We start from the raw sequence: 14,033 nt of genomic DNA on the forward strand, positions 1-14,033 counted from the left end.
CCACGGATTCAAGCCTGCGTTCGGCCAGCGTGGTTTAACGGGGCGCCTGAGATCAAAAGCAGATCAAGAGCGACTCGCTTCGCATCGTGGTTACGGTTGGGCGCTACAGAGTTGTGTAGCAAGCCCTCTCCCACATTTCGGGTTATTTCAGGCCCAGTCGCCTGGCCATGCGGCCGAGGTTGGCGCGGTCCAGGCCCAGTTCGCGGGCGGCGGCGGCCCAGTTGTGTTGATGGCGTTCCAGGCAGGCACTGATGACCTGGCGCTGGAAGTGTTCGGTGGCCTGGCGCAGGTCGCCAGTGACGTCGGGGGCGCTGGCGAGCGGTGCGTCGAGGGTCGCTGCGCTGACATCCGGCAGGTCCAGGTCTGAAGCGCTCAGGCTGAGAATCTTCGGCCGCTCGCGGCAGTGGCCCAGGGCTTTGAGCGCGCTGCGTCCGATCAAGTGCTCCAGCTCGCGCACATTGCCCGGCCAGTCGTAGGCCAGCAGCGCCGCCTGGGCATCGCTGGTCAGGCGCAGGCTGCCCAGGCCCATGCGTGAGCGGTTCTGCTCCAGAAAGAACCCGGCCAGCAACAGTACGTCGCGCCCGCGTTCACGCAGCGCAGGCACTTTCAGTGGGTAGACGCTCAGGCGGTGGTAGAAGTCGGCGCGGTAGCGGCCATTGCGGACTTCCTCCGCCAGGTCACGATTGGTGGCGGCAATCAGGCGCACATTCACCTGATGCTCCCTGTCCGAACCCAGGCGCTGCAACTGGCCGCTTTGCAGCACCCGCAGCAGCTTGGCCTGCACCGTCAGCGACAGCTCGCCCACTTCATCCAGGAACAGCGTGCCGCCATTGGCCAGTTCGAATTTGCCCCGGCGTTCATTCAGCGCGCCGGTGAAGGCGCCGCGCACATGGCCGAACAGCTCGCTCTCCACCAGGGTCTCGGGCAGCGCAGCGCAGTTGAGGCTGATCAGGGGTTTGTCCGCACGCGCCGACGCGGCGTGGATCGCCTGGGCCACCAGCTCCTTGCCGACCCCGGTCTCACCGGTGATCAGCACGGTCAGGTCACTGCCGCCCACCAGTTTGATTTCTTCCACCAGGTGCTTGTGCGCCTTGCTCTGGCCGATCATTTCCTTGTGCTGCTGGCCGCTGGCCTGACGGTAGATCTCGGCACGCTGGTGCTCGTCTTCGGCGCGCAACGCCAGGCGTTCAATGCGCTCGGCGACGTTGACGGTGGCGGCGGCAAGGCTGGCAAAGGCTTGCAGGGCGTCGAGTTCGACCCGTTCAAAGCGCTCGGTGTCGAGGGCATCCAGGGTCAGCAGGCCCCAGGGCCGGTCGTCGATAAACAGCGGGCAGCCCATGCAGTCGTGGACTTCCAGATGCCCGTGCAGGCCGTCCACCAGACCGTCGTAAGGGTCGGGCAACGGGCTGTCGCTGTCGAAGCGGGTAGGGCCGGGGCTGCTCAGCAACACCTCGAAACGCGGGTGCTCGCTGACTTTGAAACGTCGGCCCAGGGTATCGGCGCTCAAGCCATCCACGGCCAGCGGCACCAGCCACTCGCCATCCAGGCGCAGCAACGCGGCGGCATCGCATGGCAGCAGGGCGCGCATGGCTTGCAGCAGGCGTCGATAACGCTCGCCTTCGGGCAGTTCCCGTGTCAGGTCGGCAACCAGCGGCAGCAGGGCGGTGAGCAGCGGTTTTGCAGTCATAATGACTCCTTGTAGTCCTTATGACTATAAGTTGTAGGAGGTCATACTGACTACACAATCTTTAACGCTATGAAAAATAACGGTTTATTAATTGGCATGATTACTGATTACCCAAGGGTAATGACTGAAAAGACCCAGGAGTCTCCCATGCTGAGTGCCCAAGACCGTGCCATCGTCAAATCCACCGTGCCCCTGCTGGAAAGTGGCGGCGAAGCGCTGATCACCCATTTCTACCGCATGATGCTGTCCGAATACCCTGAAGTTCGCCCACTGTTCAACCAGGCCCACCAGGCCAGCGGCGACCAGCCCCGCGCCCTGGCCAATGGCGTGTTGATGTACGCGCGGCATATCGACCAGTTGGATCAACTGGGCGACCTGGTGGCCAGGATCATCAACAAGCACGTGGCCTTGCAGATCCTGCCGGAGCACTACCCGATCGTCGGTGCGTGCCTGCTGCGGGCTATTTCCGAGGTGCTGGGCAGCGAGATAGCCACCCCTGAAGTAATGAGCGCGTGGGGCGCGGCGTATGGCCAGTTGGCGGACATCCTGATCGGCGCCGAAGCGGCTATCTACGACGAGAAAGCCCAGGCGCCCGGTGGCTGGCGCGGTGCGCGGCCGTTCGTGCTGGTCAAGCGTGTGGAGGAGAGCGCCGAGATCATCTCGTTCTACTTCGCCCCGGTGGACAACGGCCCGATCCTCAACGCTGCCCCCGGCCAATACATCGGCATGAAGCTGGTGCTCGATGGCGAGGAAGTGCGTCGCAACTATTCCCTGTCGGCCTTGAGCGATGCCGGGGTGTACCGCATCAGCGTCAAGCGCGAAGCCGGCGGGCGGGTGTCCAATTACCTGCATGATCAACTGCATGTTGGCGCAACTGTTGACCTGTTCCCCCCTGCAGGCGAGTTCACCCTGGCCGCCAGCGACAAGCCGCTGGTGCTGATCAGCGGCGGGGTGGGCATTACGCCAACCCTGCCGATGCTCGAAGCGGCCCTGGCCACCCAGCGCCCGGTGCACTTTATCCACTGCGCGCGTAACGGCGGCGTGCATGCGTTCCGTGACTGGGTGGATACGCTGGCGGCGAGGCACCCGCAGCTCAAGCGTTTCTATTGCTATGCCGAGGACGACGGCGTGAGCCCGCCGGCGGACAAGGTCGGCCTGCTGAGCCAGGAGCAACTGGCGGCGTGGCTGCCCGAGCAGCGCGATATTGATGCGTACTTCCTGGGGCCCAAGGGTTTCATGGCGGCGATCAAGCGCCACCTCAAGGCGCTGGGTGTACCGCACAAGCAGGTGCGCTATGAGTTCTTCGGCCCCGCTGCGGCGCTGGAATAAGTTCTTCGCAGCAACGGTGAGCAAATGTGGGAGGGGGCTTGCCCCCGATAGCGGTGGATCAGTCAGCTTGTCTTTCGCTGATACATCGCATCGGGGGCAAGCCCCCTCCCACATTAGCTCTGCATTTTTCTCGATTAATCCGGCGTTAACCCTTCTCTGTTTTAACCACTGCCTGTGTGTAAACTTGTTGCCATTGAGCAAACAAACAAAGGAAACCGGAGATGAGTGACGAAATGCGTTTGGGCAGGGAGCGGCGCTTTCTGGTGTTGCTGGGCATCATCTGCCTGGCGCTGATCGGCGGCGCGCTGTACATGCAAGTGGTATTGGGCGAAGCGCCGTGCCCGCTGTGCATCCTGCAACGCTATGCCTTGCTGCTGATCGCGCTCTTTGCGTTCATCGGGGCCGCGATGCGCACCAAAGGCGCCGTCACGCTCTTTGAAGGGCTGGTGGTACTCAGCGCCGTGGGCGGTGTGGCGGCTGCCGGTCACCATGTGTACACCCAGTTCTTCCCTCAGGTCAGTTGCGGCATCGATGTGCTGCAGCCGATCGTCGATGACCTGCCCCTGGCCAAAGTGTTTCCCCTGGGCTTTCAGGTCGACGGCTTCTGCAGCACGCCCTATCCGCCGATCCTTGGCCTGTCCCTGGCGCAATGGGCATTGGTGGCATTCGTGCTGACCGTGATCCTGGTGCCCCTGTGCATCTACCGTAATCGTCACCCCAACGCCTGAGCCCGCGCCACCAAACGCCCCGATCTGCTTGAGTGCAGGCCGGGGCGTTTTTGTTCGCGGGGATTTGTGAAAGTGCTGTGACGAGCGGCAACAAAAGCGGCGCGCAGCATGCGACATGTTGTCACACGGAGGCCGTCGCAGGAGCTGCGCAACAGGCAGAATCGAGCTTTGGATTTGCATCCGGTGCGCAAACTGTGCTGTCAGTTCGTGGTTTGAAAGGCAGCGCGAAACGCTCACGGGTTCAGCATGGGCAGGGTGAGTAAATGCCTTGTTTTATGGGGACTTTACTCCCTTTGCCATGCCCTTACAGGTTGTAAGGGGAGTGGCAATCTGCCCAATAGCCCGGCAGTTTTTGTGGTTTTTGTTGAGAATTGAACGCGATAACATCGCGAACCGTTGCAGGAATGGTGAAGGATTATTGCTGTAATCGATAAAAATTATTTCTGTATCAGACATGGTTTATACATCGCTAGCTAACTACAATCGCCCGCACTGAATGTCCGGTGCTGTTCAATATTTGAGCATTGGAGCGGTCGAGGAGCAGATGGAAGGCTCTGTGCGATCCCAGGTTCCGGCAGCCTTTCAACTATTCCGCACCAAATGGAATTGGTCTGTAACAAGGCCTTTAGCCACGAAATCGAATAAGAACTCACCGCAGGTCCGTGAAACGTACACCTATGACGTAGCGGGCTGGCTCTTATTCAATCGAAGAGAAATGCCAACCCTTGGCAGGGTGAAGTGTTGGCGATCAAAACCCAACTGCATTGCGCAAGCTGCTTTAGAGGTCGTGAGATGAGTAAAAACAGGTACCCCCGATTACTAGGCTTTTTGCCGCTGCTTGGCATGATGTTAATGCTGGGAGGCTGCAAGTGGACCTTGCTCGACCCAAAAGGACAGGTCGGTCTGGATGAACGAAACCTGATCATCACCGCCACCCTGCTGATGCTGCTGGTCGTGGTCCCTGTGATTATCATGACCTTCGCCTTCGCCTGGAAATACCGCGCGTCCAACACCAGCGCCACCTACGCGCCGAAGTGGTCGCACTCCACCAAGATCGAAATCGCGGTGTGGCTGGTCCCGATCCTCATCATCATTGCCCTGGGTTATGTGACCTACAAGTCCACCCACGCACTGGACCCGTACCGTCCGCTGGAATCTGACGTCAAGCCGATCAACATCGAAGTGGTCGCGCTGGACTGGAAGTGGCTGTTCATCTACCCGGACCTGGGTATCGCCACTGTGAACCAGATCCGGTTCCCGGAACACACTCCGCTGAACTTCAAGATCACCTCCGACGCCGTGATGAACTCGTTCTTCATCCCAGCCCTGGGCGGCCAGATCTACGCGATGGCAGGCATGCAGACCAAGCTGCACCTGATCGCCAACCAGAAAGCTGAAATGGAAGGCATCTCCGCCAACTACAGCGGCGCTGGCTTCACCGGCATGAAATTCAAAGCGATCTCGACGAGCCAGGAAGAATTTGACGCCTGGGTAGCCGAAGTCAAGGCCGCACCTAAACAGCTTGATCAAGCTGAATACGACGCCCTGACCAAACCAAGCCAGAACAACCCTGTCGCGCTGTACTCCGCGTTTGAACCGAACCTGTTTCAGAAAATCGTCGACAAGTACGAAGGTATGAAGCCAGGCAAGCCGGTCAAGCATGAGAAGAAAGAAGTGGCCGTGGTTGAAGGTTCTGACACAGGCGCGCATTCAACTGCTGGGGCAGAGGAGTAAACGATGTTTGGTAAATTAAGTTGGGACGCGGTCCCATTCCACGAGCCGATCGTAATGGTGACCATCGCCATGATCGCGCTGGGTGGTCTGGCACTGTTTGCGGGTATCACTTACTTCAAGAAGTGGACCTACCTGTGGACCGAGTGGCTGACCTCGGTCGACCACAAGAAAATCGGTGTCATGTACGTCATCGTGGCCATGGTCATGCTGCTGCGTGGTTTTGCCGACGCCATCATGATGCGTACCCAGTTGGCCATGGCCACCGAGGGTTCGCCTGGCTACCTGCCACCTGAACACTATGACCAGATCTTCACCGCCCACGGTGTGATCATGATCATCTTCATGGCGATGCCTTTCTTCACCGGCCTGATGAACCTTGCCTTGCCGCTGCAGATCGGTGCGCGTGACGTTGCCTACCCGTTCCTGAACTCCCTGAGCTTCTGGCTGCTGGTCTCCGGCGTGGTGCTGATCAACGTGTCCCTGGGCGTCGGCGAATTCGCCAAGACCGGTTGGGTTGCGTATCCGCCATTGTCGGGGCTGCAATACAGCCCGGGCGTGGGTGTGGACTACTACATCTGGGCACTACAGTTATCAGGACTCGGGACGACATTGACGGGGGTCAACTTCCTGGCCACCGTCCTGAAGATGCGCGCCCCCGGCATGAAACTGATGGACATGCCGATCTTCACCTGGACCTGCACCTGGGCAAACGTGCTGATCGTGGCTTCGTTCCCGATCCTGGCCGCTACCATGGCGCTGCTGTCGCTTGACCGTTACCTGGATTTCCACATTTTCACCAATGAACTTGGTGGCAATCCAATGATGTACGTGAACCTGTTCTGGGCATGGGGTCACCCTGAGGTGTACATCCTGATCCTGCCGGCGTTCGGTATCTTCTCCGAAGTGATCTCGACCTTTACCGGCAAGCGCCTGTTCGGTCACCACTCGATGGTCTACGCATCGGGCGCCATTTCGGTACTGGGCTTCATGGTGTGGCTGCACCACTTCTTCACCATGGGTTCGGGGGCCAGCGTCAACGCCTTCTTCGGCCTGGCGACGATGCTGATTTCCATCCCGACGGGGGTGAAGCTGTTCAACTGGCTGTTCACCATCTACCACGGTCGTCTGCGCATGACCAGCCAGGTCCTGTGGACCCTGGGCTTCATGGTGACCTTCGCCATCGGCGGCATGACCGGCGTACTGCTGGCCATCCCGGGTGCTGACTTCGTCCTGCACAACAGCCTGTTCGTGATCGCTCACTTCCACAACGTGATCATCGGCGGCGCGGTATTCGGCTACATCGCAGGTTTCAGCTTCTACTTCCCGAAAGCGTTCGGCTTCAAGCTGCACGAAGGCTGGGGCAAGGCTGCATTCTGGTTCTGGATCTCGGGCTTCTTCGTCGCGTTCATGCCGCTCTATGCACTGGGCTTCATGGGCATGACCCGTCGTCTGAACGCCACTACCAACCCTGAGTGGGTGCCGTACCTGTACGTTGCCATGTTCGGTGCGGTGATGATCGCTGTGGGTATTGCCTGCCAGTTGATCCAGCTGTACGTGAGTGTCCGTGACCGCAAGCAGAACATGTGCGAGTCCGGCGACCCATGGAATGGCCACACCCTGGAATGGTCGACATCGTCGCCACCGCCGTTCTACAACTTCGCCGTGATCCCTACTGCGAACACCATTGATGCGTTCACCGAAGCCAAGGAAGACGGTACTGCGTACCAGAAGCCCAAGCACTACGAGCCGATCCACATGCCAAACAACACCGCCACTGGCGTGGTGATGGGTGCGCTGTTGACCGTGTTCGGTTTCGCGATGATCTGGCACATCTGGTGGCTGGCAATCGTGGGCCTGGTAGGCACCATCGGTTACTTCATCATTCACGCTGCCCGTGATGATCAAGGCTACATGGTGCCGGTCGAAACGATCGAACGCATCGAAGCCGAGCAGCACGCTCGCCTGGTAGCCGAGAAGAAAATCCCGGCCAACCGTGTAGAAACCTCGTTGGAACAGGCTTAAACCATGTCGAACTTAGTGACCAATGCTGGACACGCCCATGTCGATGACCATGGGCACGATGATCATCACCACGACTCGGGGCCAATAACCGTCTACGGTTTCTGGCTCTACCTGATGACCGACTGCATCTTGTTTGCGTCGATCTTCGCGGTGTACGCGGTACTGGTAAACAACGTAGCGGGTGGCCCGTCGGGCCACGACATCTTCGAACTGCCGTACGTGCTCGGCGAAACCGCCTTGCTGTTGTTCAGTTCGATCACCTACGGCTTCGCCATGTTGGCCTTCTACAAGGGCAACAAGAAAGGCGTACTGAGCTGGTTGGCACTGACCTTCCTGTTCGGCCTGGGCTTCATCGGCATGGAGATCAACGAGTTCCACCTGCTGATCTCCGAAGGCTACGGCCCGCACCGTTCCGGTTTCCTGTCGGCGTTCTTCACGCTGGTCGGCACCCACGGTCTGCACGTATCCGCCGGCCTGCTGTGGATGGCGGTGATGATGTATCAGGTCAATAAACATGGCCTGACCAACACCAACAAGACCCGCCTGAGCTGCCTGAGCCTGTTCTGGCACTTCCTGGACGTGGTCTGGATCTGCGTATTCACCGTCGTTTACTTGATGGGGACTCTGTAATGGCTAATGCACACTCCCATGACAGCCACGATTCAAGCCACGGCAGCGTAAAGTCTTACGCCATCGGCTTCATCCTGTCGGTCATCCTGACCCTGATCCCGTTCGGCCTGGTGATGTACCCAACCCTGCCGAAGTCGATCACCTTGATGATCGTCCTGGCGTTCGCGGTAATTCAGGTCCTGGTTCACCTGGTGTACTTCCTGCACCTGGATCGTTCCAAAGAGCAGCGCGAGAACGTGATTGCGTTCGTGTTTGCAGGCCTGGTGATCGTTCTGCTGGTTGGTCTGTCGCTGTGGATCATGTTCAGCATCCACACCTACATGATGGCGAAGTGAGGTAAGACCCGATGTCGCTTAAGCACTTTATCCAAATCACCAAACCGGGGATCATTTTCGGTAACGTGCTTTCTGTGGCAGGCGGTTTCTTCCTGGCCTCCAAGGGACATGTCGATCTGGCCATCTTCCTGGCGGCGATGATCGGCACCTCCCTGGTGGTAGCTTCCGGATGCGTGTTCAACAACTGCATCGACCGTGACATCGACATCAAGATGGAGCGCACCAAGAATCGCGTGCTGGTCCAGGGCCTTATCTCCCTGAAACTGGCACTGATCTTTGCGACCGTCCTGGGTGTTGCGGGCGTGGTGTTGTTGTACAAGGTGGCCAACCCGCTGGCGGCGTTGTTCGCCGTGATCGGCTTTGTCATCTACGTCGGCCTCTACAGCCTCTACCTCAAGCGCAAGTCGGTACACGGCACGCTGGTGGGGAGTCTGTCGGGGGCGATGCCGCCGGTGATTGGTTATGTGGCTGTAACCAATAGCTTCGACATGGCCGCGCTGGTGCTGCTGGTGATGTTCAGCCTGTGGCAGATGCCGCATTCCTACGCCATCGCGATTTTCCGCTTCAATGACTACCTGGCTGCGTCGATTCCGGTTCTGCCGGTCAAGCGTGGCATCCAGGTGGCCAAGAAACACATCCTGCTCTACATCCTGGCCTTCCTCGTGGCGACCTTGATGTTGACCTTCAGTGGCTATGCCGGCATGAGCTACCTCGCCGTCGCCGCGGCCATGGGCATGTACTGGTTGTACATGGCCTGGACCGGCTACAAGGCGGTGGATGACACCGTCTGGGCGCGCAAGCTGTTCGTGTTCTCGATCTTCACCATCACCGCGCTCAGCGTGATGATGTCCCTGGATTTCCAGGTACCGAAAGAGCTGTTGCTGACCTACGCACACTGAGTGGTCTGAGCAGTAAAGGCCCCGCCTTCGCAAGAAGCGCGGGGTTTTTTATTGAGCGCTGCGCCAAACCGGATACGCTGCGTTATCGTTGACGTTTTTCGCGAGCAAGGGCTAGCCGCCCGCCTCGCTCCTACACCCAAATTCTTCGAATGCAGGAAGCAAAGCAATGAGTAAAAAAGCCGTTATGGTCTTCAGTGGCGGGCAGGACTCGACCACCTGCCTGATCCAGGCATTGAAGCAGTATGACGAAGTGCACTGCATCACCTTCGATTATGGCCAGCGCCATGTGGCGGAGATCGAAGTGGCCCGCACGTTGGCCAAGCAGTTGGGCGCCACCGTGCACAAGGTGATGGATGTGTCCCTGCTCAATGAGCTGGCCATCAGCAGCCTCACCCGTGACAACATCCCCGTGCCCACCGTGAACAGCTCAGGCGAAAGCCTGCCGAGCACCTTCGTGCCGGGGCGTAACATCCTGTTCCTGACCCTGGCCGCGATCTACGCCTATCAAGTCAAGGCCGAGACCGTGATCACCGGCGTGTGCGAAACCGATTTCTCGGGTTACCCGGATTGCCGCGACGAGTTCGTCAAGGCGCTGAACCAGGCCCTGAAGCTTGGCATGGAATACGACGTGCGCCTCGATACCCCGCTGATGTGGCTGAACAAGGCCGAGACCTGGGCTCTGGCCGATTACTACGAGCAGTTGGAGCTGGTACGCGAGCAGACGCTGACCTGCTACAACGGCGTCATAGGGACAGGCTGCGGCAACTGCGATGCGTGCAACCTGCGCGCCCGGGGCTTGAATGAGTATCTGCAGAATAAAGCGGATGTGATGCAGAGCCTCAAGCACAAGTTGCAGCTGAAATAAGTCAATCAAGAGCCGGGTGAGGTCAAAATGTGGGAAGGGGCTTGCCCCCGATGGCGGTGTGTCAGTTAAAAATGCACTGACTGACACTGCCTGATCGGGGGCAAGCCCCCCTCCCACAAGGGATAGCGGTGAACCAGTGAGTTTCATGCACTGGTCAGATAGCGCTTGAACAACGACCGCGCCCCATAGGCCGGCAGGATATTGAAGAACGCAAAGCCGACTTTGATCGCGATCTGCACATAGATCATGCTCAGGATGTCGCTGGTCTGCATCACGCCATAGAAGGCGATAAAGCAGAACAGGAAGCTGTCGATAATGACCGCAAAGAACGTACTGAGGAAAATCCGCAGGTACAGGTACCTGGAGTTGGTCAGTTCCTTGATTTTGCACAGCAGATAAGAGTTGATGTTCTCCGACACCAGGAATGACACCGACGAGGCGATCAGCACCGACGAGACTTGCAGGATCACGTCGGTGTACGGTCCATCGAGTTTCCAGCCCGGCAGCCCCGGCAGGAAGGTCGAGCCGTAGAGCAGGATGATGATCATCGCGTTACTGGCAAACGCAAACAGGATCGCTCGGCGTGCCAGGCGCAGCCCGAAGTTTTCGTTCAGCAGGTCCACGATCAGAAAGGTCAGGGGATACAGGAACGTGCCCGGCGTCACGATGATGCCCATTGACTCCAGGTAGATCGGTTTGGTCGCGGCGATACTGGTAAAGATATAAAACGTGAACAGCAGCAGATTCAGGATGATGTAGATCATCCATGAGTTTTCATTGCGGTCGTTCATGTCGTAGGCCGTGAGCGCACCGCCTTGTGAATAGAACTTCTTGTAGAGGTTCTTGATTTCCAACCTGTTGAAGTTGTCCATCATTTCGCTGTTGAGCACTTCACTGAGCTTGATCCTGATGACCTTGCCCGTGGCGATCACCATGATCACCGCCAGGCGCTTGTCATTTTCAAAGCCCAGCAGCTTGTATTTGCTGTTTTCAACCGGTGCTTCAAGCCTGTTCATTGAAGCGCTCCTCGAAGATATCGCCGATGACACACAGGCGATCCGAGTTCGCACAAGGGTCAAGGGTAATGAAGAGCTTTTGGGTGGCGCGGTCGTACACCAGCTTTTCCTTGTCGTCGCTGCACGCGCCTTTTTGCACGATCAGCAAGTCCCCTGGCTCGTTGAGACCGGTAATGGCGTGCTCGAGCAGTACGCCGATCAAGTTGCAGGACAGGCCGAAGTAGTAAGTCAGCGGGAACAGTGTGGACAGCTCACCGATACGCTTGCCCAGGTGCTGCATGACCTGGCTTTCCTTGAGCACAGGCACCGCCGCCGGGTTCATGTTGCCCAGGGGTGAAGCATGGCTCTCGATGATTTCCTTGGCTTCAAAATTGATGGTTTCGATTTCTTCGTAGGAGACGCCGAAGAAGTCGGAGATTTTGCGCAGGGTCGACTGTTGTACGTTGGCGACCTTGCCTTCGAGGATGTTGTAGATGGTGGTCCTGGTCAGGCCGGCGGCGCTGCTTAACGAAAGCTGGGTTTCGCCGCGACTTTTGATCAAGTACCTGATGTTGCTCTTCAGGTGCTCGGTTTTTTCCCGTCTGTGCATCACGTGCTCACCAGTTCCCTTTAGTCATGATCGTCCATTTTTGTTCGCGAAACCGTGGATCTAGAGCCTGCCACGGGGCTTTTCAACGTCGCGATCGCGAGTGTTACATGTGTGTTGCTCAACAATAAAGCGCTAAATCAGGCTGCGTTTTCCTCGTCATACTTCTCTGTACGACCCGTAGGAATCATCGTTCGTCTACAAGGAGTAGTTGCCATGGTCAGCGTCAGCCGTCGATCTCTTCTCGCCCTGGGCGCGGCCTTGCCGGTGCTGGGGCGCCTGGATTGGGCCGTCGCCAACCCCGCGCCGGCGACCTCTGACACCGTATTGCTCAACTACAACGAAAGCCCCTACGGGCCCTCAACGGCGGCGCTTGAGGCGATGGGGCGGGGCAGTGCGGCAGCGGGACGTTATCCTTACCCGCACCTGTACGCATTGGCTGCGCTGTTCGCCCGGCAGCAAGGTATTACCGAAGAGCGCGTGGCCGTGTTCGCCGGCTCCATGGCCGCCCTGCGCTATGCCGTGTTGGCATTCACCAGTCCAACCCGTGGCCTGGTGATGGCCACGCCGTCCTACGAAGTGCCGCGCCAGGCGGCCGCGTCGAACCAGGCACCGGTGCGCGAAGTGAACCTCGATGCCGCGCATGCCCATGATGTACCGGCCATGCTCGCGGCTGATCCCCAGGCCGGCATGCTGTACCTGTGCAACCCCAACAACCCGACCGGCACCCTGACGCCAACCGGGGCCATCCGCCAGGCGCTGGCCAACAAACCCAAAGGCAGCGTGCTGGTGGTGGACGAGGCCTATATCGATTTCTGCGATGCCCCCAGTTGCGTGAGCTGGACCAGCGACCACGACGACCTGCTGGTACTGCGCACGTTCTCGAAAATCTACGGCATGGCCGGTGCGCGCCTGGGCCTGGCAATCGGCCACCCGGCATTGCTGGAGCAACTGGCGGTGTTCGGCGGCGACAATGTGCCGGCGGGTGCCAGCCTGCTGGGTGCCCATGCCAGCCTGGAGGACGTCAAGCTGCTGGGCCAGCGCAAGGCGCTCAATGCCACCGTGCGTGATGAGACTATCGCGTGGCTCAAGGACCGAGGGTTCAGGTGCACGGCCTCGCAGAGCAACTGCTTCATGATCGACGTCAAGCAACCCGCCGAACAGGTGATCGAGCGGCTGGCTGCACAGAACGTGCTGGTGGGGCGGGTATGGAGCAACTGGCCGCAGTGGGTGCGGGTGACAGTGGGTAACCGGCAGGAGATGGAGCGGTTTCGTCAGGTGTTCGCCACGCAGATCGTGGGTGTCGGCTGAAAAAGCCTGCAAAAGTGGGCAGGGGCAAACCGGCCCACCTTTGAGTCCTGCCGCGCGACTGGCAATGGATTACTGCTGGACGATGCTGTAGCCATCAAAGGCTGTCTGCTGTTGCAGTGCTGCAATCACGTTCTTGCGGCTCAGCGGCTGTTCAGTGCCGGCGTTATCGACAAAGCTTTCCACTTCCGGCTCGGCTTCATCGCCCTCACCGACAAAGTTGAACCCCAGGAATTCGAATGCTTCACGGTCGACGTTGAGTTTGGAGCGCGGCGTGCGCAGTGGCAGGGTGACACTGGTACCGTCCTTGCTGATCACAAACACCTCGGCTTCTTTCTTGGCACGCGCGGCCTTGCCCTTGCCGGCGCTCGGGTTGCTGATGGCCTGGTGCGACTGGTTCAGCACCTTGAGGGCCAGGCCGTAGACCAGTTCCTGGAACTCGGGGTCGTCCTTGAAGCTGGACAGGATGCGGCTGATCGAGAACTTGCTGCTCAAGTCTTCCAGGGCGGCGTTATCGGCCGCTTCGGCGTCCTTCAACTGCTTGAGCCGGCCCATCAGCTCGTACGCCTTGTCATCGTCAAAGGCGTCATGGGCCTGACGGATGGCCAGGCGCAACTCGCGGATCTGGTCGCTTTCCTTGGAGGTGTGAAACGCGTCCAGCACCATTTCGCTGATGATCTTGGCCGCTGGCACATGCTGTGAAAGATTGATGGCGTTCTCGTACTCGGCTTTGGCGTGCAAGGCGGTTACGGAGGCTTCGGCGGATTCAGCGGTGTACGAATCGGACATTGAAATTTCACTACTTCAGTAAACGGGGAGAGACAAAAAAGCGTCGCGCATTTTCAGGGGGCAGGGGAGTCAGGTCAAGGCAACTCCCGAAGGTGAGCCCGCTCA

At 58.9% G+C, this 14,033-nt stretch carries 13 protein-coding genes; 9 read left to right on the forward strand and 4 right to left on the reverse strand.

All coding sequences use genetic code 11. The features are described 5' to 3' along the window. Positions 1 to 142: 142 nt before the first annotated feature. Positions 143 to 1,687 (reverse strand): nitric oxide reductase transcriptional regulator NorR, encoded by a 1,545-nt coding sequence (norR, locus tag BFQ00_RS25085; protein ID WP_065935060.1) that lies wholly within the window; start codon positions 1,685 to 1,687, stop codon positions 143 to 145. A 147-nt stretch (positions 1,688 to 1,834) separates the two neighbouring features. Here norR and hmpA point away from each other — a divergent pair, with 147 nt between their 5' ends. The 8 genes from hmpA (at position 1,835) to queC (ending at position 10,229) form a co-directional block, all read left to right on the forward strand. After that, the gene (hmpA, locus tag BFQ00_RS25090) at positions 1,835 to 3,016 is read left to right on the forward strand and encodes an NO-inducible flavohemoprotein (protein WP_065935061.1); all 1,182 of its coding nucleotides are present in this window, start codon (positions 1,835 to 1,837) and stop codon (positions 3,014 to 3,016) included. Positions 3,017 to 3,237: 221 nt separating this feature from the next. Further along, entirely contained in the window at positions 3,238 to 3,744 is a 507-nt protein-coding gene (locus BFQ00_RS25095; RefSeq protein WP_065935062.1) for a disulfide bond formation protein B, read from the forward strand. A gap of 792 nt (positions 3,745 to 4,536) precedes the next feature. After that, positions 4,537 to 5,478, forward strand: a complete 942-nt coding sequence (gene cyoA, locus BFQ00_RS25100; RefSeq protein ID WP_065885078.1) for a ubiquinol oxidase subunit II — start codon at positions 4,537 to 4,539, stop codon at positions 5,476 to 5,478. A gap of 3 nt (positions 5,479 to 5,481) precedes the next feature. Beyond that, positions 5,482 to 7,500, forward strand: a complete 2,019-nt coding sequence (cyoB, locus tag BFQ00_RS25105) for a cytochrome o ubiquinol oxidase subunit I (RefSeq protein WP_065885079.1) — start codon at positions 5,482 to 5,484, stop codon at positions 7,498 to 7,500. Between the two features lie 3 nt (positions 7,501 to 7,503). Next, positions 7,504 to 8,130 (forward strand): cytochrome o ubiquinol oxidase subunit III, encoded by a 627-nt coding sequence (locus BFQ00_RS25110; RefSeq protein ID WP_065935063.1) that lies wholly within the window; start codon positions 7,504 to 7,506, stop codon positions 8,128 to 8,130. Further along, positions 8,130 to 8,465, forward strand: coding sequence for a cytochrome o ubiquinol oxidase subunit IV (cyoD, locus tag BFQ00_RS25115; RefSeq protein WP_003194051.1), 336 nt, complete (start codon positions 8,130 to 8,132; stop codon positions 8,463 to 8,465). The genes BFQ00_RS25110 and cyoD overlap by 1 nt, the downstream gene beginning before the upstream one ends. 11 nt (positions 8,466 to 8,476) lie before the next feature. Then, a complete protein-coding gene (cyoE, locus tag BFQ00_RS25120; protein ID WP_003176002.1) occupies positions 8,477 to 9,364 on the forward strand; it encodes a heme o synthase in 888 nt (295 codons plus the stop codon). A gap of 166 nt (positions 9,365 to 9,530) precedes the next feature. Then, the gene (gene queC, locus BFQ00_RS25125) at positions 9,531 to 10,229 is read left to right on the forward strand and encodes a 7-cyano-7-deazaguanine synthase QueC (RefSeq protein WP_065935064.1); all 699 of its coding nucleotides are present in this window, start codon (positions 9,531 to 9,533) and stop codon (positions 10,227 to 10,229) included. Positions 10,230 to 10,372: 143 nt separating this feature from the next. Here the strand turns inward: queC and BFQ00_RS25130 are convergent, their stop codons facing one another. Both BFQ00_RS25130 and BFQ00_RS25135 read right to left on the reverse strand, forming a co-directional pair. After that, positions 10,373 to 11,245, reverse strand: coding sequence for a queuosine precursor transporter (locus BFQ00_RS25130; RefSeq protein WP_065935065.1), 873 nt, complete (start codon positions 11,243 to 11,245; stop codon positions 10,373 to 10,375). Then, on the reverse strand, positions 11,232 to 11,834 hold the full coding sequence (locus BFQ00_RS25135; RefSeq protein ID WP_065935066.1) for a helix-turn-helix transcriptional regulator: 603 nt from the start codon (positions 11,832 to 11,834) through the stop codon (positions 11,232 to 11,234). Before BFQ00_RS25135 ends, BFQ00_RS25130 begins: the two co-directional genes overlap by 14 nt. Positions 11,835 to 12,047: 213 nt before the next feature. Here BFQ00_RS25135 and BFQ00_RS25140 point away from each other — a divergent pair, with 213 nt between their 5' ends. Beyond that, on the forward strand, positions 12,048 to 13,142 hold the full coding sequence (locus tag BFQ00_RS25140) for a pyoverdine biosynthesis transaminase PtaA (protein ID WP_065935067.1): 1,095 nt from the start codon (positions 12,048 to 12,050) through the stop codon (positions 13,140 to 13,142). Between the two features lie 69 nt (positions 13,143 to 13,211). On the opposite strand, the gene BFQ00_RS25145 is transcribed toward BFQ00_RS25140, so the two are convergent. After that, on the reverse strand, positions 13,212 to 13,928 hold the full coding sequence (locus BFQ00_RS25145; protein WP_065898248.1) for a hypothetical protein: 717 nt from the start codon (positions 13,926 to 13,928) through the stop codon (positions 13,212 to 13,214). Positions 13,929 to 14,033 lie beyond the last annotated feature (105 nt).

This window comes from Pseudomonas sp. 28 E 9, assembly GCF_900004785.1.
GTDB classification, from domain to species: Bacteria; Pseudomonadota; Gammaproteobacteria; order Pseudomonadales; family Pseudomonadaceae; genus Aquipseudomonas; species Aquipseudomonas orientalis_A.

Excerpts from the sequence above, each read along its gene's own strand:
- BFQ00_RS25110 (WP_065935063.1), top strand. The coding sequence starts at position 7,504 with ATGTCGAACTTAGTGACCAATGCTGGACACGCCCATGTCGATGACCAT.
- queC (WP_065935064.1), top strand. The coding sequence starts at position 9,531 with ATGAGTAAAAAAGCCGTTATGGTCTTCAGTGGCGGGCAGGACTCGACC.
- hmpA (WP_065935061.1), top strand. The coding sequence starts at position 1,835 with ATGCTGAGTGCCCAAGACCGTGCCATCGTCAAATCCACCGTGCCCCTG.
- BFQ00_RS25140 (WP_065935067.1), top strand. The coding sequence starts at position 12,048 with ATGGTCAGCGTCAGCCGTCGATCTCTTCTCGCCCTGGGCGCGGCCTTG.
- norR (WP_065935060.1), bottom strand. The coding sequence starts at position 1,687 with ATGACTGCAAAACCGCTGCTCACCGCCCTGCTGCCGCTGGTTGCCGAC.
- cyoB (WP_065885079.1), top strand. The coding sequence starts at position 5,482 with ATGTTTGGTAAATTAAGTTGGGACGCGGTCCCATTCCACGAGCCGATC.
- cyoD (WP_003194051.1), top strand. The coding sequence starts at position 8,130 with ATGGCTAATGCACACTCCCATGACAGCCACGATTCAAGCCACGGCAGC.
- BFQ00_RS25145 (WP_065898248.1), bottom strand. The coding sequence starts at position 13,928 with ATGTCCGATTCGTACACCGCTGAATCCGCCGAAGCCTCCGTAACCGCC.
- BFQ00_RS25130 (WP_065935065.1), bottom strand. The coding sequence starts at position 11,245 with ATGAACAGGCTTGAAGCACCGGTTGAAAACAGCAAATACAAGCTGCTG.
- cyoE (WP_003176002.1), top strand. The coding sequence starts at position 8,477 with ATGTCGCTTAAGCACTTTATCCAAATCACCAAACCGGGGATCATTTTC.
- BFQ00_RS25095 (WP_065935062.1), top strand. The coding sequence starts at position 3,238 with ATGAGTGACGAAATGCGTTTGGGCAGGGAGCGGCGCTTTCTGGTGTTG.
- BFQ00_RS25135 (WP_065935066.1), bottom strand. The coding sequence starts at position 11,834 with ATGCACAGACGGGAAAAAACCGAGCACCTGAAGAGCAACATCAGGTAC.
- cyoA (WP_065885078.1), top strand. The coding sequence starts at position 4,537 with ATGAGTAAAAACAGGTACCCCCGATTACTAGGCTTTTTGCCGCTGCTT.